Genomic DNA, 22,538 nt, shown 5'->3' with positions numbered 1-22,538 from the left:
AGTCGCCAACTTTAGCGCATGCCGGATCCGGGTTCTCCGCCGGTCGGCACCAGGGCCCGAACTGGGGGAAGATGGGCACCACGAAGCAGTGCGAGCCTTGGAGGCGATGACATGAAGGCGTTCGTGTTGGGCGCCGCTGTTGGGTATGTGCTTGGGGCGAAGGCGGGGCGTGGGCGCTACGACCAGATCATGCGCACGTTCCGCAAGATCGCCGATCACCCCGCTGTTCAGGGCGCCGCCGGCGTCGCGCGGGCCAAGGTCGGCGAGCGGGTCGGGTTCGGCGGGAAGTCCAGGTCGGCCTCCTCGCCGGGCGGCAACGGTCAGCGCGACGTCGGTGAACCGGCCTACCACCAGCCGTGAGCCAACCCGGGCCCCCGTACGCGATGTGCGGGGGCTCGCCAAGGCCCACCTGCACCTGCACCTCACCGGCTCGATGCGGCCGGCCACCCTGGCCGAACTCGCGGCCACCCACGGGGTCACCGTGCCGCCGCCCCTGCCAGCCACGGCCGGCACCTGGGCCGACTTCCAGGGCCGCTACGACGCCGCCCGGCAGGCCATCCGCACCCCCGACGACATCCGCCGGGTGATCGCCGAGGCCGCCGAGGATGACGCGCGCGACGGCTGCGGCTGGCTCGAACTCCAGGTCGATCCCACCTCCTACGCACAGGTCCTCGGCGGGCTGCGGCCGGCGCTCGAGGCCGTCCTCGACGGCGCGCGCGCCGCGCCGATCCCCACCGGCGTGATCGTCGCCTCCAGTTGGACGCGCTCACCGGACCACGCGGTGCGGCTCGCCCGGCTCGCGGCCGAGTACGCCGGCAACGGGGTCGTCGGCTTCGGGCTGTCCAACGACGAGCGGCCGGCGACCGTGGCCGAGTTCGCCCCGGCCTGCCGGATCGCCGCCGAGGCGGGGCTGCTGACCACGCCGCACTCCGGCTTCTACACCGGCGCCGAGCACGTGCGCGCCTGCGTCGAGCTGCTCGGCGCGAACCGCATCGGCCACGGCACCTCGGCGGCCACCGACCAGGCGACGCTCGACCTGCTCGCCGACCGGCGGGTGGCCCTGGAGATCTGCCCGACCTCCTACCCGCCGTTCGGGGTGCACGAGTTGGCGACGATCCCGCTGCGCGCCTTGCTCGCCGCGAACGTGCCGGTGGCCGTCGCGACCGACGACCCGCTGCTGTTCGGCACCGGCCTCGCCGGCCAGTACACGATCTGCCGCGATGTCCTCGGCCTCGACGACCACCAGCTCGCCACGCTCGCCAGGGGCAGCATCGAGAGTTCGGCCGCGCCGCCGGCGGTCAGCACCGCCCTGTTGTCCAATGTGGACAGTTGGCTGGCTCAGCCGCGGACGGCGTTGACGGTGTAGGTGACGTCTGGCCCCGGGGTGGTGGTGAAGCGGGCGTTGGGCAGGTACAGCCGGCCGGCGAAGTAGCCCACCGTCGTCGGCACGTCGAAGCGCGGGTCGGTGAGCTGCTTGCCCAGCCGCGCGCTGTCGCCACGCAGCCACAATTCGGTCACCGTGTTCGACCGGTTCTGCACCACGTACAGCGACGAGCCACGCAACAGGAGGCCGTCACCGTTGGTCAGCGTGACCGGCACTGTCACCTGATGGGTGACACCCGACGGCTCGACGCGGAACAGGGAGCCGGTGTTCGACTGCACCACCAGCAGCCCCCGGCCGTCCGGTGTCCTGGCGATTCCGTTGACGTTGAAGCCTTCCTGGTACACCAGATCACCGGTCAGCGGCACCACCTCGGCCTCGGCGGGCAGCCGGTGACCACTCAGCGGCACCCGGTAGAGCACCTGGTTCACCGAGTCGGTGAACCAGGCCGCGTCCGGGGTCAACACCACGTCGTTCACGAACGCCGCACCGGTGGCCAGTTGGTAGCTCGCCAGGACATCGCCTGTTCGGGTGTCCACCACTCGAGCGTCACCGGCGGCACCACCCGCGACGAACAGCCGGCCGCGCGCGTCGGTCTTCAGCCCGACCGACGGCGTGCCGGGGCCCTCGCTGATGATCTGGCCCTGACCGGTTCTCAGGTCGGCCCGGTAGATCGAGCCGTCGGCCAGCGAGCCGAAGTAGGCCACCGGGCCGGGCCCGACGGCGATGCCCTCCGGCTGAAAACCGTCGGGCAGCGCGATGGTGGTGGGGAACTGGGGCGTTGCCGACGCCCCTGGTGACAGGCCGAGAGACGCGAGCGCGGCCAGGAGCAGGGTGAGTCCAACGCGTCGAAGCATCACGACATCCTTCGTTGTTCGCCGAAGTTGGCGGGGACAAACCCAACCTACGCACGGTGCGCGCCAACGGTTCAGCGCCGCAACGCCCCCAGCGCCGAGTCGAGCAGCACCTCGCGCAGCTCGTCGTCGGAGACCTCCTCCTTGAGGTAGGTCACCGAGCTGAGCGCGGCGCCGAGGACCTCCAGCGCGGCGATCGCGCGCAGCCGCTCGGCCATCGTCGGTGCCGGGCCGGCGAGCCAGGTGGTGAGCCGGGTCGCCAGGTCGATCAGGTCCTGCCACAACGATCCGGCGGCGGCGACCACCCCGGCCGGGTCGCGCAGCATGATCCCGGTGAGCGAGCGGTTGTCCAGCATCACGTCGAGCACCGTGGACAGCACGTGCCGCACGGTGTCCGGCGTGTGCGCCATGTCCTCGGCATCGTGGGTGATCGAGCGCCATCCGTCGAGCAGCGGGGACACGATCGCGATCAGCAATGCCTGCTTGGACGGGTAGTGGTAGTACAACGACGCCTTGGTCAGCCCGACCCGCTCCGCGATCTCCCGCAGGCTGGTCTGGTCGAAGCCGCGCGTGCCGAACAGCTCGAGCGCGACCTCCCTGATCGTCTCGCGAGTGTCCCCGTCCATCCGCAAGCACCCTCCTCAGCGATTTCTCAGCCCGCCAACGTTAGCGTTCCGCCCGTCGGGGACCGCCGACGGATTTTACCTACCGTGCGGCAGGTAGCCTGGCTTCACGACATCTCATGGGGAGGTCAGATGTTCGAAAGACTTGGTCGGTTCGTCGTCCACAATCCGTGGAAGGTGATCGCGGCCTGGGTGCTGATCACCATCGCGGTGGTCAGTTTCGCGCCGACGCTCAGCGACGTGGTGAACCGCGACCAGGCGAACTTCCTGCCGGACGACTACGAGTCGGTGCAGGCGGCCGAGCTCGCGACCGACGCGTTCGGCGAGCAGAACGACGCCAGCGCGACGATCGTCATCCGGCGCACCGACGGCGCCGAGCTCTCCGACCAGGACAAGTCCGCGATCGGCGGCCTCGCGCAGGACCTGCAGGGCCAGCAGATCGAGCGGGTCACCCAGGTGCTGACCGGCGATCAGGCGGTATCGCCCAACGGCAAGGTCCAGCTGGTCAGCGCCGGGCTCGACGGGTTCGGCGACGACCCGAAGCTGGTGGAGGCGATCGAGAGCATCCGCGACACCACCGGGTCGACCCTCGGGGACAGCGGGCTGGAGTACGCGGTCACCGGCGACGTCGCGATGTTCGCCGACAACGCCGACGCGTTCGACACCGCGTTCGTGATCGTCGGCGCGGCCACCATCGTGCTGATCATCGGCCTGCTGCTGTTGATCTACCGCAGTCCGATCGCGGCCCTGCTGCCGATCGTGACGGTGGGTCTGGTGAGCGCGATCGCGCCGGGGCTGATCGCCTGGTCGGCCAAGGCGTTCGGCTTCCAGGTCGACCAGACGGTGCAGATCATCATGACGATCGTGCTCTACGGCGTCGGCACGGACTACATCGTGTTCCTGCTGTTCCGCTACCGCGAGCGGCTGCGGGCGGGCGATGACCCGAAGGTCGCGCTGGTGGCCGCGGTGGCCAGGGTCGGCGAGGTGATCGCCTCCGCGGCGGCCGCCATCATCATCGCGTTCATGGCGTTGCTGCTGGCCGTGTTCGGCGCCTTCACCAGCTTCGGTCCCGGGCTGTCGATCGCGGTGGCGCTGATGGCGCTGGCGTCGGTGACGCTCATCCCGGCGGTCGTCTCCCTGCTTGGCCCCAAGGTGTTCTGGCCGTCCAAGTCCTGGCAGCGCACGCCGAAGGGCACCACGTTCCAGCGGCTGGGCAAGTTCACCGGCCGGCGGCCCGCGGTGGTGGCGCTCGCCTCCGGCGGCGTGATGGCCGCACTGGCGCTGGGCATGCTCAACTTCAACACCGACTACGACCAGAACGCCCAGCTGCCGAGCGGCACCGAGTCCGCGCGTGGCCTGGAGTACATGGAAAGCGGCTTCCCGGCCGGCGCGCTCAGCCCGACCTCGGTCTACGTGCGCGCCGACGGCGACGCGCTCGATCCGGCCGCGCTCCAGGACTACGCCGCCACGCTGCAGGACGTGGACGGGGTCGGCGGGGTGATGCCGGGGCCGACCGGGGTCGCGACGGTCAACGAGGACGGCACGGTCGCCAAGATCGACCTGTTGCTGGAGGACAGCCCGTACGCCAACTCCTCGCTGGACCTGGTCGGCGGTGAGCTGCGCACCATCGCCAAGGACTCCGCGCCGGCGGGCACCACGGCCTACGTCGGCGGGCTGAGCTCGGCGTTCGCCGACATCAGGGACGCCAACAACCGGGACCTGTGGGTGATCTTCCCGGTGGCCGGGCTGTTCATCGCGATCGTGCTCGGGTTGCTGCTGCGCAGCATCATCGCGCCGATCTACCTGATGGTGGCCGTGGTGCTCGGCTTCTTCAGCACCATGGGCGCGACGGTGATCGCCTTCCAGGGCATCGGCGACCGGCCGGGAGTGTCGTTCATGCTGCCGATGCTGGTGTACCTGTTCGTGGTGGCGATCGGCACCGACTACAACATCCTGATGATCGCCCGACTACGGGAGGAGGCCAAGCTCGGCAACGATCCGCGCACCGCGGCGGATCTCGCGGTCGAGCACGGCGGCCCGTCGGTCGGCGCGGCCGGGGTCATCCTGGCCGGCACGTTCGCCTCGATGATGCTCGGCGGCATCTCCTTCCTCGTGGAGATGGGTTTCGCGGTGTCGATCGGCATCATGATCGCGGCGTTCGTGATGTCGATGTTCCTGGTGCCGAGCGTGACCGCGCTGTTGGGGCACAAGGCCTGGTGGCCAGGACACGGCGACCGGCCGACGACCGAACCGGTCAGGGAGCGGGACACCGCCGAGGTCGCCTCGTAGGCCTGGACAACGGCGCCGTCATCCCTGGGGGATGACGGCGCCGCTCACGGGACTCTGGCGACCGCGAAGACCCGGCGGAACGGAAACCAGGTCGTGCCGTCCGCGCGGGTGGGGTACCGCGCGCGCAGCCGGGGTGCCAGCTGGGCGCGGAACTCCTGCCACGACTCGGCGTCCAGTGCCGCGCGGATCGGGCGCAGCGCGGTGCCGGTGACCCACTCCAGTACCGGGTCCGCGCCGGTGAGCCGCTGCAGGTAGGTCGTCTCCCAGGCGTCGACCGCGCAGCCGAGGTCCGCGAGCAGCGCCGCGTACCCGTCCGGGTCGAGCACCGCGTCCTCCTCGCGCAGCACCACCGGCTCCAGCCGGTCGCGCCAGGTGTCGGTGGCCACCAGTGCGCGGGCCTCGGTATGGGAGTGGGCCGCGAAGTTGCCCGGCACCTGGAACGCCAGCCACGCACCGCTGCGCAGCTGGCCGACCCACCGCGCCAGCAGCTTCTCGTGCCCGGGCACCCACTGCAGCACCGCGTTGGACACCACGACGTCGGTGTCCGGTCGCGGCGACCACTCGCGCACGTCGCCGACCTCGGCGGCCAGCCCGCGCGCCCGCGCGGCGGCCACCATCTCCGGCGAGGAGTCCCGCGCCTCGACCACCGCCGACGGCCAGCGCGAGACCAGCGACTCGGTGAGGTTGCCCGGCCCGCAGCCGAGATCGGCCACCCGGCGCGGGGCCTCCGCGCCCACCCTGGCCACCAGGTCGAAGAACGGCCGCGACCGGTGGTCGGCGAAGTCGAGGTACTTCCCGGGGTCCCACATGCCGCCTCCCAGCAAACCGTACGAACGTACTGTTTACTGTACTGCGTTCCGGATCTTCGCGGCCACCTCGGCCGCCACCCGGCGCACCTGCTCCTCGTCGGCCCCGGGATCCGGCCGGACCTGCAGCACGATCCCGTCCTGGCCGGGCACCTTGCGCTGCACGAACCACGCCCCGCCGCCGGGCAGCTCACGCCGGTGCCGGGAGCGGATCGAGCCGTTCACCCGTTGGTGGACGACGTCGGGCAGCTTGTTCGGCCGCTCCAGCGCGTACCGGACCGGGCTCAGGTCGGCGAGCAGCACCGCGTCGCCCGCCGTGGCCGACTCCCGCGACTCGATCACCTCGAGCACGCCGTTGCCCCAGGTGGCCTTGCTGATCAGGTGCCAGCCAATGCGTCGGCGGCCGTCCTCGTCGGGCACCCACAGCCCGAGCGTCGAGGCGAACAGCGACCCGGAGCCGCGCAGGCCCGCGGTCGCCACCACGTGCTCCTCGCGCTCGAGCACGCCCTCGAGCTCGGCCGGCACGCCACCGCCGAACAGCTTGCGCCACAACGTGGTCACGACAACCCGCCAGCCGCCTGGTCGCCGAGTGCCTTGCGATACTGCTCCAGCGCGACCAGATCACCGAACAGCGTGCGGTAGTCGTCGGCGTTCTCCACCGGCGACAGCCGCTGCAGCCGTGACTTCAGCTCGGCGATCTGGTTGGCCACCACCGACTCCTGCAGCGCGGCGATCAGCGTGCCGACAAACCGCGCGTCCGGCTCGGCCTTGCGGTGCAACGCCTCCACCGCGAGCTCGGTGACCAGCGAGCGCACTGTCTGATGTGGACATTCCTGGCTGGCGGCGTCGACCAGCGCCGGCCCGGACAGGCCCGAGGACGTGCCACCGACGGCCAGCAGCGCCTCGTACAGCTCCCGGTAGGCGGGGTGGGTGAACGCCTCCTTGGGCACCGAGCTGTCGTAGTAGGGCCCGGCCAGCTCCGGGGCCTGCAGCGCGGCCTTGAGCGCCTCGCGCTGCACCCACAGCCGGGGGTCGTTGCGCGGCGGTCGGGGCGGGCCGTCGACGTCGACGGCCAGCGCGCCCTGATCGGGGTCGGCCTGCTGGGCCCGGCCCCGGCGCGCGGGCTGGGGCGCGGCGCCCGAGTGCTCCCTGACCCGGCGCACCACCGTCGCGGTGTCCTCCCAGCCGACCCAACCGGCGAGCTGGCGGGCGTACTCGTCGCGCAGCGCCGCGTCCTTGATCCGCGCGACCATCGGCACCGTGCGCCGCAACGCGTCGACCCGGCCCTCGGCGTTGTCCAGGTTGTGCTCGCCCAGCTCGGTGCGGATGGCGAACGCGAACAGCGGCTGGCGGCGGGCCACCAGATCGCGCACCGCGACCTCGCCCTTGGCCTGGCGCAGCTCGCACGGGTCGAGCCCGTCCGGCGCGATCGCGATGAACGTCTGCGCGGCGAACTTCTGGTCGTCGTCGAAGGCCTTCAGCGCGGCCTTGCGCCCGGCGTCGTCCCCGTCGAAGGTGAAGATCACCTCGCCGCGGAAGGCGTCGTCGTCGATCAGCAGCCTGCGCAGCACGGTGATGTGTTCGGTGCCGAACGCCGTGCCGCAGGAGGCCACCGCGGTCAGCACCCCGGAGGCGTGCATGGCCATCACGTCGGTGTAGCCCTCGACCACCACGACCTGGTGGCGGCGGGCGATCTCGCGCTTGGCGAGGTCGAGCCCGAAGAGCACCTGCGACTTCTTGTAGACCGGGCTCTCGCTGGTGTTGAGGTACTTCGCCTGGATCTGGTCGTCGTCGAACAGCCGGCGCGCGCCGAACCCGACCACGTCCCCGCCCAGGTCCCTGATCGGCCACAGCAGCCGCCGGTGGAACCGGTCGATCGGCCCCTGCCGGCCCTCCTTGGCCAGCTGCGCCTTGTACAGCTCGGCGAGCTCGAAGCCGCGGCCGAGCAGGTACTTGGTCAGCTTGTCCCAGCCGGTCGGCGCGTACCCACAGCCGAACGTGGCCGCCGCCGCCTCGTCGAACCCACGCTCGGCGAGGAACTCCCTGGCCTTGAGCGCTTCTGGCGTGCGCAGCTGCTCGGCGTAGAACTCCGCGGCCGCCCGGTGGGCATCCACCAGCCGGGTGCGGGTGCCCTTGTCCCGCTGGCGGTTGGGCGTGCCGCCCTCGTAGGTCAGCGTGATGCCGCTGCGCTCGGCGAGCCGCTCGACGGACTCGACGAAGCTCAGGTGGTCGATCTGCATCAGGAACGCGATGACGTCGCCGCCCTGACCACAGCCGAAGCAGTGGAACGTGCCGTGGGTCGAGCGCACGTTGAACGACGGGGTCTTCTCGTCGTGGAACGGGCACAACCCCTTGAGCGCGCCGCCGCCGGCACGGCGCAGGGACACGTACTCCCCGACCACGTCATCGATTCGGTTCCGTTCGCGCACCTGCGCGATGTCGCTTTCCCGGATCCGCCCCGCCATGGTTCCCGAGTCTAGGCTGGCCCACCGACGCACGGCGGTCAGGTCATACCATGGCCTGGTGACCGTCAGGGACGATGTCCTCGCCGAGCAGTTCGCCGAACACCGCTCGCACCTCATCGGGGTGGGGTACCGGCTGACCAGCACACTGTCCGACGCCGAGGACGCGGTACAGGAGGCGTGGCTTCGCCTGTCCGGACTGGACGACCCGCGGCGGGCCGCGATCCGCGACCTGCGGGCGTGGCTGACCACGGTCGTCGGCCGGATCTGTCTCGACCGGCTGCGCTCGGCCACCGCCCAGCGGGAGCGGTATGTCGGCCCGTGGCTGCCCGAGCCGATCGTCACCCCGTTCGGCACCCCGCGCGACGACGATCCCCTGGAGACGGTCGTGCGCACCGACGAGGTGCGCCTGGCGGCCATGGTCGTGCTCGACCGGCTCACCCCCGAGCAGCGGGTCGCGTTCGTGCTGCACGACGCGTTCGAGGTGCCGTTCGCCGAGATCGGCGAGATCCTCGGCTGCGCGCAGGCCACCGCCCGCCAGCACGCCTCCCGCGGTCGCCGCGCCGCCGCCGAGGCCGACCCGCCGCCCCGGGCGGCCCTCGACGAACAGCGCGTCATCGTCGAACAGCTACTCGCCGCGATCATGAGTGGCGACGTGCCGGCCGTGGTCCGGCTACTGCACCCGGACGCCGTGCTCGTCGGCGACGGCAACGGCAAGGCCCGCACCTCCCGCCGCCGCATGGTCGGCGCCGACAAGATCAGCCGGTTCCTGCGGGCGCTGCTCACCATGTACGGCGCGCACCGGGTCCTGGTCGGCGACCTCGTGCTGGTCAACGGGGACATCGGATTGTCGATCCCCGACGTGCCGGCCGACGGCGAGTACATCGCCCTCGCCCGGCGGATCACCACGTTCGCCGTCCGGGACGGTCAGATCACCGCCATCTACGACATCGTCAACCCGGACAAGCTCACGCACCTGGACGGGTGACCTCGGCGTCGGCCGGCACCGGGATCAGGCAGGCGTCGCCGGAGGTGAAGCCCTGGTCCCGGATGTCGAGCGCGCCGTAGCCCCTTGCCCGCATGTTCTCCAGGCTGACCTGGTAGGTCAGCTCGAGCACGCCGTCGTCGCCGAACTCCTGGCGCAGCTCGGCCACCTGCTCGTCGGTCACCGTCGGCGGCGTGGCCGTCATCGCGTCGGCGTAGCCGATCGCCAGCCGTTCCTGGTGGTTGTAGGCCGACGAGGTCTGGTAGTCGTCGATCTCCTTGAGCCGTTCGATGTCCAGGTCCGCGTGCTTCTGCAGCATGGTGCCGAAGTCGACGCACCACGTGCAGCCGATCTGGCGGGCGACCCGGTACACCGCGATCTCCCGGACATTGACCGGCAGGACCTTGCTCGCCCGCTCGACGGCGAACTCGTGGCGGCCGGCGGCCATCATCAGCTTGCGGTGGCGGGCCAGGACGCTGAACGGCTCGGGCACCGCGCCGTAGCGACGGGTCGCGAACCGGTAGAACAGGCGCAGTACGAAACCGGCCTCCTTGCTGGACACCCCTGGGATCCTCGGCATGTCGCCCTCCTTGTGTTGGTCACCCACAAGGACGAGGCTCATTGCCGGAACGTGACAGGGATGCCGGCCCTCACGGCTCGGTGACCCTGGTCATGAAGTACAGCACGCCGGTCGCCGCGTGCCGCACCAGCAGCAGGAACGGCCGGTCGACCACCATCCGCTCGCTGCGGGTCGGCATCGAGACCAGCCGCATCATCACCGCCGTGGCGGCCGCGCCCTCCAGCCCCTGCTCGTCGATCCGCAGCACCGACTCGTGCAGCACCGACTCCACCGCGAGCGGCGCGGTGGAGATCCCGCTCAGGTCGGCCCGGGGGGTGAACACCGTGCGCGCGCCGAGCTGCTCGAGCTGGGCGGTCAGCTCGGTCTTCGTGGTCACCGCCAGCTTGGGCAGGGCGAGGTCGACCTGGGTCAGCCTGGGGGCGTCGAGCAGGGCGGCCAACGACCCGGCGGCCAACGCGTCCTCGGCGTCGGCGAGGTCGCCGTCCGGCAGCAGCACCACTGCCTCGACACCGCCGACCGCCCGCAACGTCGCCACCTGCCAGCCGTCCCGCGCGGCGTAGCCGATCCGTTCCGACAGCGTCATGGTCGCCACCTCACGGGTGCCCGACGGCGCGTGGAACGGGCGCGGCGCGGTGGCGTCCTCGGTGAACCTGGCACGCCAGGCGCATTTCAGGTACAGGGCGTTGACCAGCGCGGACACCGTCTCGGCGGTGATCGCGGTCGGCGGCAGCAGTTCGGGGATCAGGTCCCGGGTGGTCTTCGCGACGTCGAGGTTGATCAGGTCGCGGGCGCTGGCCGGCGCGGCGGCGAAGGGCGCCGCGCGCACCGTGCCGGTGGACCAGCGGCCGAGCTCCTCGACGAAGGACGGCTGGATGTCGATCGACTCGTCGGTCCACAGCGTGTTGGCGACCGCGACCGTCGGCTCGTCCTCCTCGCCGCGTCCCGGCTCCAGCTCGCCCGCCTGGGACAGCAGCTTGCCCAGTGCGCCGAGGTCGCTGCCGCGGTCGCCGAGCAGCAGGGTCGCCAGCTCGTCGCGAGTCGGCCCGTGTGCGCCCTGCGCGACCAGGCCGAGCGCGCTGGCCACCGAGAACGGCGACCAGCACACGGTCTCGCCGGCATCGGGGGCGATGGCGCGGTGCAGGGCGAGCGCGAACGCGAGATGTGCGCGATCCGTCACGAACTCTCCTTCACCGCGGAATCGGTCATAACCCGAGTGTGCCACGTCACACGGGCCGGCCGAGCACGAACACCTCGTGCCAGCGAACGGCCTGGGCGTCGGTGAGCGCGGCGACCTGGTCGACCACGGCCCGCAGACGCGCGGCGTCGTCGGCGGCGTCCTGCCAGGCCGGCACGAACGCCGGCTCCAGGGCGGCGTCCCCCCGCCGGACGAGCTCGGTCACCAGCGAGATCAGCCATTCCCGCTGGGTGGCCTGCAGCGCGCGCCGGCCGGGGTCGCTCATCACGTAGCGCAGTGCCACGGCCTTGAGCAGCGCGACCTCGGCCGCGACCCGCGCCGGCACGACGAGGTCGGCGGCGTACCTGGTCAGCACGCCGTCGCCGTGCTCGCGGCGGGTGGCGGTGACCGCGGCCGCGACGAACCGGCCGACCAGTTCGCTGGTCAGACTCTTGAGCGCGACCTGGGCGCCGAGCGAGCCGTCGTACCCGATGGCGACCAGGTCGGCGACCACGGGCAGTGCCAGCAGGTCGGTCGCGACGTCCTCGAGGCCGGAGACCGGTTCGGCGCTGAAGTACTTCGCGGCGAGTTCGGCCACCACGGTGCGCTCGTCCGCGTCGGCGAGCGCGGGGAAGGAGATCCGGCCCGACCGCACCCCGTCCTCCACGTCGTGCACCGAGTAGGCGACGTCGTCGGCCCAGTCCATGACCTGCGCCTCGAGACAGCGCCGCTGGTGGGGAGCGCCGTCGCGGATCCACTCGAACACCGGGAGGTCGTCGGCGTAGACACCGAACTTCGGTGTGCCGGCCTGGCGGGGCCACGGGTACTTGGTGGCCGCGTCGAGGCAGGCGCGGGTCAGGTTGAGGCCGTGCTCCCGCTCGCCGAGCACCTTGGGCTCGAGCCGGGTGAGGATGCGTAGCGTCTGCGCGTTGCCCTCGAACCCGCCGCAGGCCTGCGCGACGGTGTTCAGCGCGCGCTCGCCGTTGTGTCCGAAGGGTGGGTGGCCGATGTCGTGCGCGAGGCCGGCGGTGTCGACGACGTCGGGGTCGCAGCCGAGCTCCTCGCCGATGTCGCGGCCGATCTGGGCGACCTCGAGCGAGTGGGTCAGCCTGGTCCTCGGCACGCCGCCGAACTCGGTCCGCTCCCCCGGGCCGACGACCTGTGTCTTGCCGGCCAGCCTGCGCAGGGCCGCGGAATGCAGCACCCGGGCGCGGTCGCGGGAGAAGGGACTCCGGCGGGCGGGTGGGCTGTCCGGCAGGCGGGCGCTCTTTCCCGGCTCGAGATACAGGCGCGCCGCGTCGTGCTCGGCGTATCCGGGGATCTCGGCGTGTCCGGGGGTCATGGCCGGAGGCTACTTGTCGGCGGCGACATCCTCGGTGAGGAAGACGCCGTGGGCCGGGGCGCGCGTGGCGCGGTAGTACAGCAGGGCGGCGGTCTCGCGCAGGATGTAGCGGATCTGGACCTCCCTGGTCTGCACGATGGGGCCGCTGTGGGTCGGCGAGGTCCAGGCGTCCAGACCGAGTTCGGCGGCCATGGTGCGGGCCCGCAGGGAATGCCACGGGTCGCTGACGATCACTGCGGTGTGCCAGCCGCGCCTGTTGGCCTGCTCGGCGGCGGCGCGCAGGCTGCCGAGCGTGTCCCGGCCCTCGCCGACGCCGATCACCGCGTCCTCGGGGACTCCCTCGTCGGCCAGCCAGATGGCACCGGCCTCGGCCTCGGTGTACTCGTCACCCGGCTGGCGACCGCCGGTGGTCACGATGTGTTCGGCGATGCCCTGCTCGTACAGGATGCGCGCCTTGCGCAGCCGGGCCTCGAGCACCTTCGACGGCCGCCCGTCGTACTGCGCGGCGCCGAGCACGATGACCACGTCGGCCTTGGTCTGGTCATCGACCCTGGCCACCTGCCACACCCGGAAACCGGTGCCCCCGACGACCAGCACACCCATCAGCAGCACACCGACCAGCAGGCGGCGGGTGAACCGGAGCACCGGCCTCGGCCTCACGTCAACGGGTGTCACCGGACCGATCCTTCCAGACTCGTTGGGTAACGGCTCGCGCCAGTGACCAAACCTCGAATCTTACCGCCCACCACCGACAACACCCCCACCTCACCAACCCCGAACCAACCACTTGTCCACAACCCACCCACCTGTCCACAGTTTGATCTTCCCGACCCGCACACCCCACCCCCACCCGGTTTCCTGGCTCCATGACCAACCGCGCCCTCCTCGACCTCGACGCCCTCCCCCAACTCTTCCGCCACCAGGTGGCCCAGGCGACCGACCTGGTCGCTCTCGGCCTGTCCGGAACCGCGATAGCCCAACGCTGCGAAGACGGCCCCTGGCGCCGTCTGCAACCCGGCCTGGTGCTGCTGGGCGACAACCCACCCACCCGCGCCCAACGCATCCAGGCCGCACTGACCATCGCCGGCCAGGACGCGATCCTGACCGGCGTGGACGCGCTGACCAGCCACGGCCTGAAAGCCGCCCGGCTGGAAGGCCCGGTCCACGTCCTGATGCCCCCACGCCGCCATTCCCGCCTGGTCGACGGCGTCTTCTTCGAACGCAGCCACACCCTGCCGGTGCCCCAGTTCAGATCGGGCTTCCCGGTGGCCCCGTTGGCCAGAGCCACCATCGACACCTGCCGCCGAGCCAAGTCCGCCGAGCACGTCCGCGCCCTGCTGACCGAGGCCATCCGCCGCGGCCGGGTGTCCCCCGCGACGCTGCGCGCGGAGCTGACCCAGGCCGCGACCAGAGGCGCTGCCCTCCCCGGCCGGGTGCTGGCCGAGATCGACGACGGCGCCTGTGCCCTGGTCACGGCCTGGGCACGACGCCTGGTCGCCAACGCCGGCCTGCCGGCGCCGCAGTGGCGCGGCCCCATCTCCGGCCCGACGGGCGCCCACCTGGCCACCCCGGACGCGTGGTGGGAGGACGCGAGGTTGGCCTGGGAGTTCACCGCGTACGCGTTCGACCCGTCACCCGAGCAGCTCAGAGCGACGCTGGCGGCGGCCAACAGACTGGCCGCCGCCGGCATCCTCGTGATCAACACGCCACCGACCCAACTGCGCGACGACCCGGCCCGGGTGGTCGACCTCCTGCGCGACGCCTACGAACGAGCCCGCACAGGCGTCGACGAGGCGGTGCTGGCGGCCTGAGTCAGGGCGTCAGGCGATGGAGATCCCGGGGGAACAACGTCGTCCACCGAATGTTGCCCAGCCCGAGCAGCCGCGCCGTCCACCGCTCCAAACCCAACGCGAACCCACCATGTGGAGGCATCCCATGTGCGAAGACATCCAGATAGTCCCGATAGATCTCCGGGTCGACGCCCTGTTCCCGCAACGCGGCGAGGTAGTCGCCATGCCGGTGCAGCCGCTGCCCGCCGGTCACCAGTTCCATACCCCGAAACAACAGGTCGAAACTGTTCGAGAACCCGGGCCGAGCCGGGTCGGGATGGGTGTAGAACGGCCGCTTCACCATCGGGTACCCGGTGACGAACAGGAACTCGGACCCGTGCGTGCGCAACGCCCAGTCCGACAACGCCCGCTCGTGCGCGGGAGCGAGGTCCGGTTCTCCCCTCGGGTCCTCATCGGTCTCGCGCGCCAGCAGTTCCTGCGCGTCCTGGAAATGAATGACCGGTATCTCGTCAGGCACGGTCGGCACCGCGTCAGGAACCAACTCGGCGACCGCGTCAACCATGCCGGCCACAGCCAGCCGCAGCACCTCCATCACGTCCCGATGGTCGGCCACAAAGCCAAGTTCCGCGTCCAGACTGGTGTACTGCGCGAGATGACGCCCGGTGTCATGCGGCTCAGCCCGAAACACCGGCCCCACCTCGTACACCCGCTCAAACACACCCACCAACGCCTGCTTGAAGAACTGCGGCGACTGCGCCAGAAAGGCACGCCGCCCAAAATAGTCGATGCCGAACACGTTGGCCCCCGACTCGGTGGCCGACGAGACGATCTTGGGCGTGAACGTCTCCACAAATCCCAAGCCGTCCAAAGCGGACCGAAACCCGGCCACACTGGCCGAGGTGACCGCGAACCGCTCCCGCAACCGGGGGTGCCGCAACGCGACCGCGGCGTTGTCCAACACCGTGGGCAACGTGGCCGGCACCGTAGGCCGATAAAGATCGAACGGCGGCGGCACCGCCGGCTCGGACAACATCGAGAACTCGGCCTCGGTCAGCTCACACCCACCCGGCGCCTGCCCGTTGGCGACCACGGTGCCAACGACCTCGACAACCGTCTCCTCCCCAAACGGCACCGAACCGGAGGAGGGCGCGACCACGACCTGCGCGACCCCCGACCGATCCCGGACCAGGACGAACGTGACAGCTTTCAGCTCCCGCCGGCGATGTACCCAACCAGCGATCTTCACTCGACCGCCGACGTGCGCAGGCAGGTCGGCAGCCAGAATACGAGAGATCATCACACTCCACAGTGGATTAGGTGCGCGACCCCTTGGGAGTGCGGGCGAGAAGGGAACTCGCGGTGCCACCGCACTTTCACCGCCAGCCAAGCCGACGGCCTCATACCGGCCCATCACGGAAGCCAACCGGCGGGGCATTGGGCAACAGCCGTTCCTCCCCGCACTCGGGAGGGTCTTCACCCGGGGCGCGAGGCCACCGTCCCAGCAACCGGCGGCTCTCTCCTACTCGCGTGCTCCCCGCGCTACTCGTCTCCGTCCACGCGTTGCCGCCACACTAGGTCCACCACCGCACCACCCGCACCAGATTTACCCGCCCCAGCACGACCACCCAACAACCTCAACCACCGCACGTCCGTCGGACCACCGTCCGCAAACTCATCCAGGTCTCTCAGCCCCGGCCCCGCGGCGAGTTCGGGGCCGACGACGGTGCCGCTGCCGCCACCGCGGCGTTCAACCGAGAGCTGCTCGTCCCTCGATCGCCGGAACGTCCCTGACACCCGGCGGTTCGCGCCTCAGACGTTGACGTAGCCGATATGCCCTTCGACGACCAGTGACAGATAGACGGCCAGTCGCAGGCTCACGCCGATCGCCCAGGCTCCAGCTGGGACGCTGAGCCACAGCCAGCGCCGGTCGGTGAGCGAGCGGTAGCCGGCCGCGGTGGTCACGACCGCGACGGCGACGGCGAACACCCCCGCCATTCCCGAGTTCCAGCCGAACTGGACGGCGAGCAGCAGCGTGCCGATGAGGATCAGTGGGAAGCGTGCGAGGAGCCAGCCAAGCTCGACCAGCCGCAGGGTGCCGAGCATTCGGGACGACGCGGCGCCGAGCAGGAGCTTCCGTGCCGTCCGGACCTCGGGCAGCTCCGCGACGGCCGCGACGTCGCGACCGAGTTGGCCGACCACGAACCAGGAGGCGACAAGGACCAGGGCGATGACCGGCATCGAGTATCGGGCGTCGTTGCCGAGGAGCTGGTCGGAGATGAAGCCGCCGTATGCCGCGGTGCCCGTGGCGAGCACGAGCACCCCCAACGCGATCCGCGCGGTGAGCGTCCGTCGAGTGCTGCCGGTCGGGAAACCCGCAGCGGCCCGCAGCTCGGCGGCCAGCTCGGCCGGGGTGCCGAGTTCCTCGGCCACCGCCGCGTCCGCGAGCTGCGGTATGACGTCCTCGACGATCGCGTCGACCTCGGCGCGCGGGAGATCGGCGAGCGCGCGCCTCAGCTCGGCGATGTAGGCATCGTGGCTGTCCATCTTGCTGTCGCTCGTGTTCACGCGTTCGCTCCCAACAGGTCGGTCATCGTGGCGGCGAAGCCACGCCAGGTGGCTCCGGACTCGGCGAGCCGGCGGCGGCCGGCGGCGTTCAGGCTGTAGTACTTGCGATGCGGGCCCTCGTCGCTCGGCACCACGTACGAGGTGAGGGCGCCCTGGTTGTAGAGGCGGCGCAGCGTCCCGTAGACCGAAGCGTCGCCGACACCGTCCAGCCCCGCCAGCCGAAGACGGCGGACGACGTCGTAGCCATAGCCGTCCTCTTTGTCCAGCACCGCGAGAACGGCGAGGTCGAGCACACCCTTCAACAGCTGACTGACATCCATGCGTTCCCCGCTCATCAGTATCCGGCAATGAACAGTACCACGCAATGCGTAGTAGCGGTGCGGTACGAGGTCTGTCAACGAGCCACACGAGTTCGTTTAACAGACCCTGGAAGCGCACCTGACGACCGGAAAATCTTCGCGGGTCGGTGACTGATCAGTGTTTGTGGAAATGACTGGCCAGCCAGATGGTGAGGTCCTTGGCGATCTGGTTACGGTCGGCACTGAGCATCCGTGGGAACGCCTGCTGGTCCGGGCGGCGGCGTTCGACCTCGTAGGTGCCATCGCCAAGCAGAGACACCGAGGCGCGCCAGCCGGCCGCCACATCGACGGGGTTGACCGTCAGGAAGGTGTTCCCGGGATGGGCGAGGTCGGCGATGAGCATGAACAGGGCGTCTTCAGACGGGTCGTCGATGTGGTCGCCGTTCTCGGTGTCGGCGAGGTAGTAGTCGGCCGTCATCCCCGGTCTCTCCCGGTATGTTGATCAGTGGGCGTCAGGATCGCACCCCGCCTCGCCACCTGGAAATCTCATGAGCACACCGCCGCACCCGACCGGCGGCACCCGGCAATGGCCGACCAACACACTGACCGCCTTACGACTGGGCCAACGACTGGTCGCCGAGGTACCAGCCTCCCGACCCGGCCGACGGGCGTTCGTCGACATCACCCCGCTCGCCACTGCGGCCGACGCCGACGCCCACACCCACGGCTGGAAACGAGCCGACCACGCCCGCACCTACACACTGCGGCACTGGGACTACGACACCGACCGCCTCGACGGCTTCGACTACGACATCGGCGCGGTGCTGATCAGGACCGCGACCGCCACCGGTGAGCCGGCGCTGACCACCACCCTCGAAACCTGGCACCTACGCCCCGACCAGTTCCGCTACCCCTGGCACACCGACGACCCGAGGTGACCCTCAGCCACTCAGATCAGCACCCGATCAGCTGACCACCGAGGTAGTTCTCGAGCTTGTCGACCGAGATGCGCTGCTGCACCATCGAGTCACGCTCGCGCACGGTGACGGCGTGGTCGTTGAGCGAGTCGAAGTCGACGGTCACGCAGAACGGGGTACCGATCTCGTCCTGGCGGCGGTAGCGCCGACCGATGGCGCCCGCGTCGTCGAAGTCGACGTTCCAGTGCCGGCGCAGCGCCGCGGCGACGTCACGGGCCTTCGGGGTCAGGTCGGCGTTGCGGGACAGGGGAAGCACCGCGACCTTCACCGGCGCGAGCCTGCGGTCCAGGCTCAGCACGGCGCGCTTGTCCACGCCGCCCTTGGCGTTGGGCGCCTCGTCCTCGCGGTAGGCGTCGAGCAGGAAGGCCATCAGCGGGCGGCCGACCCCGGCGGCGGGTTCGATCACGAACGGCCGGTACCGCGAGTTGGTCATCTGGTCGAAATAGGACAGGTCGACCCCGGAGTTGTTGGCGTGCGTGGTGAGGTCGAAGTCCGTGCGGTTGGCGATCCCCTCGAGTTCGCCCCACTCCAGGCCGCCGAACTCGAACCGGTACTCGATGTCGACCGTGCGCTTGGCGTAGTGCGCGAGTTTGTCGGCGGGGTGCTCGTAGAGCCGGAGGTTCTCCCGGCGGATGCCGAGGTCGGTGTACCAGCGCAACCGCTCGTCGATCCAGTACTGGTGCCATTCCTCGTCGGTCCCCGGCTCGACGAAGAACTCCATCTCCATCTGTTCGAACTCGCGGGTGCGGAAGATGAAGTTGCCCGGCGTGATCTCGTTGCGGAACGACTTGCCGATCTGCCCGATGCCGAACGGCGGCTTGCGTCGCGCGGTGGTGAGCACGTTGAGGAAGTTCACGAAGATGCCCTGCGCGGTCTCCGGGCGCAGGTAGTGCATCCCCTCGTCGGACGCGACCGGACCGAGGTGGGTCTTGAGCATCATGTTGAACTCGCGCGGCGGGGTGTAGGCACCACGCACCCCGCAGTTCGGGCACGGCACGTCGGTCAGGTTGTCCTCGGCGGCCGGCTGGCCCTCGCGGGCGATGTACTCCTCGGCGAGTTGGTCGGCCCGGTACCGCCGGTGGCACGCGGTGCACTCGACGAGCGGATCGTGGAAGGCCGAGGTGTGCCCGGAGGCCACCCACACCTGCTTGGGCAGAATCACCGAGGAGTCGAGCCCGACCACATCCTCGCGGCGGTGCACCATCGTCCGCCACCACTCGCGTTTGATGTTGTCCTTGAGCTCCACGCCGAGCGGGCCGTAATCCCAGGCCGAGCGGGTGCCGCCGTAGATCTCTCCGCAGGGGTAGACGAAGCCGCGACGCTTGCACAGGCTGACAACAGTCTCGACGCGATCGGCGGGCATGGGCACTCCAACTGCTGTGCGCTCGGGGCCAGGGCGTTCAATAGGGGCATTCGACGAACCCTTGGCGGGGGCACAGCCGTGAAAGCCTAGCCCCATCACAGGTTCCACGAACGGGTGACAGATTGGGTCGACCACCCCAGGACTGTCGTTACAAACTGTAATCGATGATGCGTCCGTAAGGAGGATGGGTGCGCGGCAAGCGATCGATGAAATCCAGGCTGCTACCTGGCGACGGCCCGCTCGCGCGGGTGGCGCCGCTGGTGGCGTTCCTGGTCGTGGCCGCGGTGTTCGTCACCGGTGTCCTGATGCGCGGGGTAACCGGCGCGCTGCTACTCGGCCTGCTCGCGGCCGCCGTCGCGGCCATGCTCAGCGCGACCTGGCAAGTGCTCTCGCCATCTCAGCGGGTCGGCCGCATGCTGGTGCTCGCCGTCCTGGTGGCGATCGCGATCTCGGTGCTCTGAGAACCGGTGCTCTGAGAAGTGGCGGCTGAGATCTCGGTGCGCTGAACGGAACACTCCCACGCCGTAGGATGTTGAACACGGTAACCACTATCGGGAGGATGTGTGCCGTGACGTCGGACGCCACCGCGCGGACACCCCCGCAGCCGAGTGGGCAACCAGTCGGTCACCGCCCCGCGGGCCGCCGCTCCTCGGCCGCCCTCGCCGACGGCGACCCTGCTTCGGTGGCGAGGCGCGGTGGGGAACTCACCCACAGCGAGCAAGCCCGCCCCACCGAGGACCTCGCGGATCAGCTCGTCGGCGAACTGGCTGGCCATGCCGACCCGCTCGGCGACCCGCTCACCGCCGATGATGACCATGGAGTCGAGCACTGGTCGGAACGATCCCCGGTCGATGTCGGGGACGGGCGGCCGAGCGCGGCCATGTCGGCGGCCGGCGACCTGCTGCGCGCACTCGCCGCACCGGTGCGCATCGCGATCGTGCTGGAGTTGCGGGAGCATGACCGGTGCGTTCATGAGTTGGTCGACGCCCTCAGCGTCGCGCAGCCACTGATCAGCCAGCACCTGCGGGTGCTGAAGTCCGCCGGCGTCGTGCACGGTGAGCGGCATGGCCGTGAGGTCGTCTACAGCCTGGTCGACGAGCACTTGGCGCACATCGTGGTCGACGCCGTCGCGCACGTCGAGGAGGGCAGTTGACCAGCAACCATTCCACGCCGACCGTCCCGGGGCGGCGTTCGACCAGACAGCGGGCCGCGGTCGCCACCCTGCTGGAGCAGCTCGACGACTTCCGCTCCGCTCAGGAACTGCACGAAGAACTCCGTACCCGCGGTGAGGGCATCGGGCTGACCACGGTTTACCGCACCCTCCAGTCGCTGGCCGACGCGGGCGAGATCGACGTCCTGCGCATCGACAGCGGCGAGGCCGTCTACCGGCGCTGTTCGCGGCATCACCATCACCACCTCGTGTGCCGTGCCTGTGGCCGTACGGTCGAGGTCGAGGGTCCCGCGGTCGAGAAGTGGGCGGAGAAAGTCGCAGCCGAGAACGGGTTTTCCCAGGTGAGCCACACCGTCGAGGTGTTCGGCACCTGCGGGAGCTGCGCGGGCTGACACCGCTGGCGACGCCAGCCGGGCGCGCACTGAGGGCGCTCGGTCGTGGGTGCGGTCACGATCCGAGCGCCCTCCCACCCCCGGTGGTTACTCCGCGGGCAGTCCGTTGCGGGCGATCACGTCGGCATACCAGTGCGCGCTCTCCTTCGGCGTGCGCTGCTGGCTCTCGAAGTCGACGTGCACCAGGCCGAACCGCTTGGCATAGCCCTCGGCCCACTCGAGGTTGTCCAGCAGCGACCAGTAGAAGTACCCGCGCAGGTCCACGCCCTGCTGGATCGCCGCCAGCGCAGCGCGGAGATGCCCGTCCAGGAACGCGATGCGGTCGTGGTCCACGATCGTCCCGGCCGGGGTCACCTCGTCGGGATAGGCCGCACCGTTCTCGGTCACGTAGAGCGCCACATCCGGGTACTCCTCGTGCAACTTCACCAGCGTCTCGGTCAACCCCGCCGGCTGCACCTCCCAGTCCATCTCCGTGCGCGGCTGGCCGCTGGACAGGAACCGCACGCCCTCGACCCCGACCCACTCCGTCGGCTCGCCGTCCGGCGGCGCCGTGGGGGCTCCGACCAGCAGGGCGCGGTAGTAGTTCACGCCAAGCAGGTCGACCGGGGCACCGATGATCGCCTCGTCACCGTCCTTGATCAGCTCGGGCAGGCCGTACGGGGTCAGGTCGGCCAGCACGTCCTCCGGGTAGGCGCCACGCAGCACCGGGTCCAGGAACACCCGGTTCTGCAGGCCATCGACCCGCCGGACGGTCTCCGCGTCCTCGTCGGACTCCGTCTCGGCGTGTACCGGGAACAGGTTCAGCGTGATCCCGGCGGGCGCCGCCGACGCCGCGCGGATGCTCTCCATCGCCAGCCCGTGGCCGAGCAGCAGGTGATGCACCGCCGCGACGGCCGCGGTGGGCGAGGTCACGCCCGGCGCGTGCCGACCCGACCCGTAGCCGAGGAACGCCGCGCACCACGGCTCGTTCATCGTCATCCAGCCGGCCACCCGGTCGCCCAGCCGCTCGGCGACGGTGGTGGCGTACTCGGCGAACCGGTAGGCCGTGTCCCGGGACGTCCACCCGCCGTCGACCTGCAGGGTCTGTGGCAGGTCCCAGTGGTAGAGCGTGGCGTAGGGCGCGATGCCCGCGGCGAGCAGCCGGTCCACCAGGCGGTCGTAGAAGTCGAAGCCGGCCTCGTTCACCGGTCCCGCGTCCGGGCGCACCCTCGGCCAGGACACCGAGAACCGGTACGCGCCGATACCCAGCGACGACATCAGGTCGACATCCGACCCGTATCGCCGGTAGTGGTCGGCCCCCGGATCACCGGTGTCGCCGTTCACCACGGCGCCTGGCCGGCGGCAGAACTCGTCCCAGATCGAGTCCGTTCGACCGTCCACAGTGGTCGATCCCTCGATCTGGAACGCCGCGGTCGCCGCACCCCAGACGAAACCAGTGGGAAAACGCAGCGACACGGACTGTGCTGACTCCGGCAAAACTGACAT

The 22,538-nt window shown here is 70.4% G+C and carries 24 protein-coding genes; 9 read left to right on the top strand and 15 right to left on the bottom strand.

The features are described 5' to 3' along the window. Positions 1-111: 111 nt before the first annotated feature. Both ACYVIP_RS03385 and add read left to right on the top strand, forming a co-directional pair. The gene (locus tag ACYVIP_RS03385; RefSeq protein WP_460391829.1) at positions 112-360 is read left to right on the top strand and encodes a hypothetical protein; all 249 of its coding nucleotides are present in this window, start codon (positions 112-114) and stop codon (positions 358-360) included. Between the two features lie 25 nt (positions 361-385). Continuing rightward, positions 386-1,366: an adenosine deaminase gene (gene add / locus ACYVIP_RS03380; protein WP_460391827.1), complete on the top strand. Its 981-nt coding sequence runs from the start codon at positions 386-388 to the stop codon at positions 1,364-1,366. Here add and ACYVIP_RS03375 read toward each other — a convergent pair. Further along, complete coding sequence (locus tag ACYVIP_RS03375; RefSeq protein ID WP_460391825.1) at positions 1,339-2,238, bottom strand: SMP-30/gluconolactonase/LRE family protein; 900 nt, start codon at positions 2,236-2,238, stop codon at positions 1,339-1,341. The genes add and ACYVIP_RS03375 overlap by 28 nt on opposite strands. Positions 2,239-2,309: 71 nt before the next feature. Continuing rightward, positions 2,310-2,861: a TetR/AcrR family transcriptional regulator gene (locus ACYVIP_RS03370; RefSeq protein WP_460391823.1), complete on the bottom strand. Its 552-nt coding sequence runs from the start codon at positions 2,859-2,861 to the stop codon at positions 2,310-2,312. Between the two features lie 129 nt (positions 2,862-2,990). On the opposite strand from ACYVIP_RS03370, the gene ACYVIP_RS03365 reads away from it, so the two are divergent. Continuing rightward, complete coding sequence (locus ACYVIP_RS03365; RefSeq protein WP_460391821.1) at positions 2,991-5,147, top strand: MMPL family transporter; 2,157 nt, start codon at positions 2,991-2,993, stop codon at positions 5,145-5,147. A 44-nt stretch (positions 5,148-5,191) separates the two neighbouring features. Here ACYVIP_RS03365 and ACYVIP_RS03360 read toward each other — a convergent pair whose 3' ends face one another. The 3 genes from ACYVIP_RS03360 to dnaG are packed head-to-tail and all read right to left on the bottom strand — an operon-like array spanning position 5,192 to position 8,418. Further along, the gene (locus tag ACYVIP_RS03360; protein ID WP_460391819.1) at positions 5,192-5,956 is read right to left on the bottom strand and encodes a trans-aconitate 2-methyltransferase; all 765 of its coding nucleotides are present in this window, start codon (positions 5,954-5,956) and stop codon (positions 5,192-5,194) included. Between the two features lie 33 nt (positions 5,957-5,989). Continuing rightward, entirely contained in the window at positions 5,990-6,514 is a 525-nt protein-coding gene (locus ACYVIP_RS03355; protein ID WP_460391817.1) for a hypothetical protein, read from the bottom strand. Then, on the bottom strand, positions 6,511-8,418 hold the full coding sequence (gene dnaG, locus ACYVIP_RS03350; RefSeq protein ID WP_460391815.1) for a DNA primase: 1,908 nt from the start codon (positions 8,416-8,418) through the stop codon (positions 6,511-6,513). The genes ACYVIP_RS03355 and dnaG overlap by 4 nt, the downstream gene beginning before the upstream one ends. 58 nt (positions 8,419-8,476) lie before the next feature. Between dnaG and sigJ the strand changes: the two genes are divergently transcribed. After that, positions 8,477-9,403 carry an RNA polymerase sigma factor SigJ gene (gene sigJ, locus ACYVIP_RS03345; protein ID WP_460391813.1) on the top strand — a complete coding sequence of 309 codons (927 nt, stop codon included), beginning with the start codon at positions 8,477-8,479 and terminating at the stop codon, positions 9,401-9,403. Here sigJ and ACYVIP_RS03340 read toward each other — a convergent pair. The 4 genes from ACYVIP_RS03340 to ACYVIP_RS03325 form a co-directional block, all read right to left on the bottom strand. Beyond that, a complete protein-coding gene (locus tag ACYVIP_RS03340) occupies positions 9,384-9,980 on the bottom strand; it encodes a carboxymuconolactone decarboxylase family protein (RefSeq protein WP_460391811.1) in 597 nt (198 codons plus the stop codon). The two genes, sigJ and ACYVIP_RS03340, sit on opposite strands and share 20 nt — an antisense overlap. 70 nt (positions 9,981-10,050) lie before the next feature. Next, on the bottom strand, positions 10,051-11,157 hold the full coding sequence (locus tag ACYVIP_RS03335) for a serpin family protein (protein ID WP_460391809.1): 1,107 nt from the start codon (positions 11,155-11,157) through the stop codon (positions 10,051-10,053). A 46-nt stretch (positions 11,158-11,203) separates the two neighbouring features. Further along, on the bottom strand, positions 11,204-12,496 hold the full coding sequence (locus tag ACYVIP_RS03330) for a deoxyguanosinetriphosphate triphosphohydrolase (RefSeq protein ID WP_460391807.1): 1,293 nt from the start codon (positions 12,494-12,496) through the stop codon (positions 11,204-11,206). 9 nt (positions 12,497-12,505) lie between these two features. Then, on the bottom strand, positions 12,506-13,099 hold the full coding sequence (locus tag ACYVIP_RS03325) for a YdcF family protein (RefSeq protein WP_460391953.1): 594 nt from the start codon (positions 13,097-13,099) through the stop codon (positions 12,506-12,508). Positions 13,100-13,362: 263 nt separating this feature from the next. On the opposite strand from ACYVIP_RS03325, the gene ACYVIP_RS03320 reads away from it, so the two are divergent. After that, complete coding sequence (locus ACYVIP_RS03320; RefSeq protein ID WP_460391805.1) at positions 13,363-14,307, top strand: hypothetical protein; 945 nt, start codon at positions 13,363-13,365, stop codon at positions 14,305-14,307. A gap of 1 nt (position 14,308) precedes the next feature. On the opposite strand, the gene aspS is transcribed toward ACYVIP_RS03320, so the two are convergent. From aspS to ACYVIP_RS03300, 4 genes are all read right to left on the bottom strand, one after another. Continuing rightward, positions 14,309-15,583, bottom strand: coding sequence for an aspartate--tRNA(Asn) ligase (gene aspS / locus ACYVIP_RS03315; RefSeq protein WP_460391951.1), 1,275 nt, complete (start codon positions 15,581-15,583; stop codon positions 14,309-14,311). A gap of 512 nt (positions 15,584-16,095) precedes the next feature. Next, positions 16,096-16,851, bottom strand: a complete 756-nt coding sequence (locus ACYVIP_RS03310; protein WP_460391803.1) for a hypothetical protein — start codon at positions 16,849-16,851, stop codon at positions 16,096-16,098. Then, positions 16,848-17,171: a PadR family transcriptional regulator gene (locus tag ACYVIP_RS03305; RefSeq protein WP_460391801.1), complete on the bottom strand. Its 324-nt coding sequence runs from the start codon at positions 17,169-17,171 to the stop codon at positions 16,848-16,850. The genes ACYVIP_RS03310 and ACYVIP_RS03305 overlap by 4 nt, the downstream gene beginning before the upstream one ends. A gap of 154 nt (positions 17,172-17,325) precedes the next feature. Next, positions 17,326-17,628 (bottom strand): hypothetical protein, encoded by a 303-nt coding sequence (locus ACYVIP_RS03300; protein ID WP_460391799.1) that lies wholly within the window; start codon positions 17,626-17,628, stop codon positions 17,326-17,328. A 70-nt stretch (positions 17,629-17,698) separates the two neighbouring features. Between ACYVIP_RS03300 and ACYVIP_RS03295 the strand changes: the two genes are divergently transcribed. Then, positions 17,699-18,088, top strand: coding sequence for a hypothetical protein (locus ACYVIP_RS03295; protein WP_460391797.1), 390 nt, complete (start codon positions 17,699-17,701; stop codon positions 18,086-18,088). Between the two features lie 16 nt (positions 18,089-18,104). On the opposite strand, the gene ACYVIP_RS03290 is transcribed toward ACYVIP_RS03295, so the two are convergent. Further along, positions 18,105-19,490 (bottom strand): glycine--tRNA ligase, encoded by a 1,386-nt coding sequence (locus ACYVIP_RS03290; RefSeq protein WP_460391795.1) that lies wholly within the window; start codon positions 19,488-19,490, stop codon positions 18,105-18,107. 188 nt (positions 19,491-19,678) lie between these two features. On the opposite strand from ACYVIP_RS03290, the gene ACYVIP_RS03285 reads away from it, so the two are divergent. The 3 genes from ACYVIP_RS03285 (at position 19,679) to ACYVIP_RS03275 (ending at position 21,053) form a co-directional block, all read left to right on the top strand. Then, positions 19,679-19,951: a DUF6703 family protein gene (locus tag ACYVIP_RS03285; RefSeq protein WP_460391793.1), complete on the top strand. Its 273-nt coding sequence runs from the start codon at positions 19,679-19,681 to the stop codon at positions 19,949-19,951. Positions 19,952-20,253: 302 nt separating this feature from the next. Next, on the top strand, positions 20,254-20,643 hold the full coding sequence (locus ACYVIP_RS03280; RefSeq protein WP_460391949.1) for an ArsR/SmtB family transcription factor: 390 nt from the start codon (positions 20,254-20,256) through the stop codon (positions 20,641-20,643). Then, complete coding sequence (locus tag ACYVIP_RS03275) at positions 20,640-21,053, top strand: Fur family transcriptional regulator (RefSeq protein WP_460391791.1); 414 nt, start codon at positions 20,640-20,642, stop codon at positions 21,051-21,053. The genes ACYVIP_RS03280 and ACYVIP_RS03275 overlap by 4 nt, the downstream gene beginning before the upstream one ends. Before the next feature lie 87 nt (positions 21,054-21,140). Here ACYVIP_RS03275 and ACYVIP_RS03270 read toward each other — a convergent pair whose 3' ends face one another. Continuing rightward, entirely contained in the window at positions 21,141-22,538 is a 1,398-nt protein-coding gene (locus tag ACYVIP_RS03270) for a GH1 family beta-glucosidase (protein ID WP_460391789.1), read from the bottom strand.

This window comes from Actinophytocola sediminis (assembly GCF_054779715.1).
The sequence above is the reverse complement of the archived record's forward strand: the minus strand, read 5'-3'. Positions and strand labels throughout refer to the sequence as shown.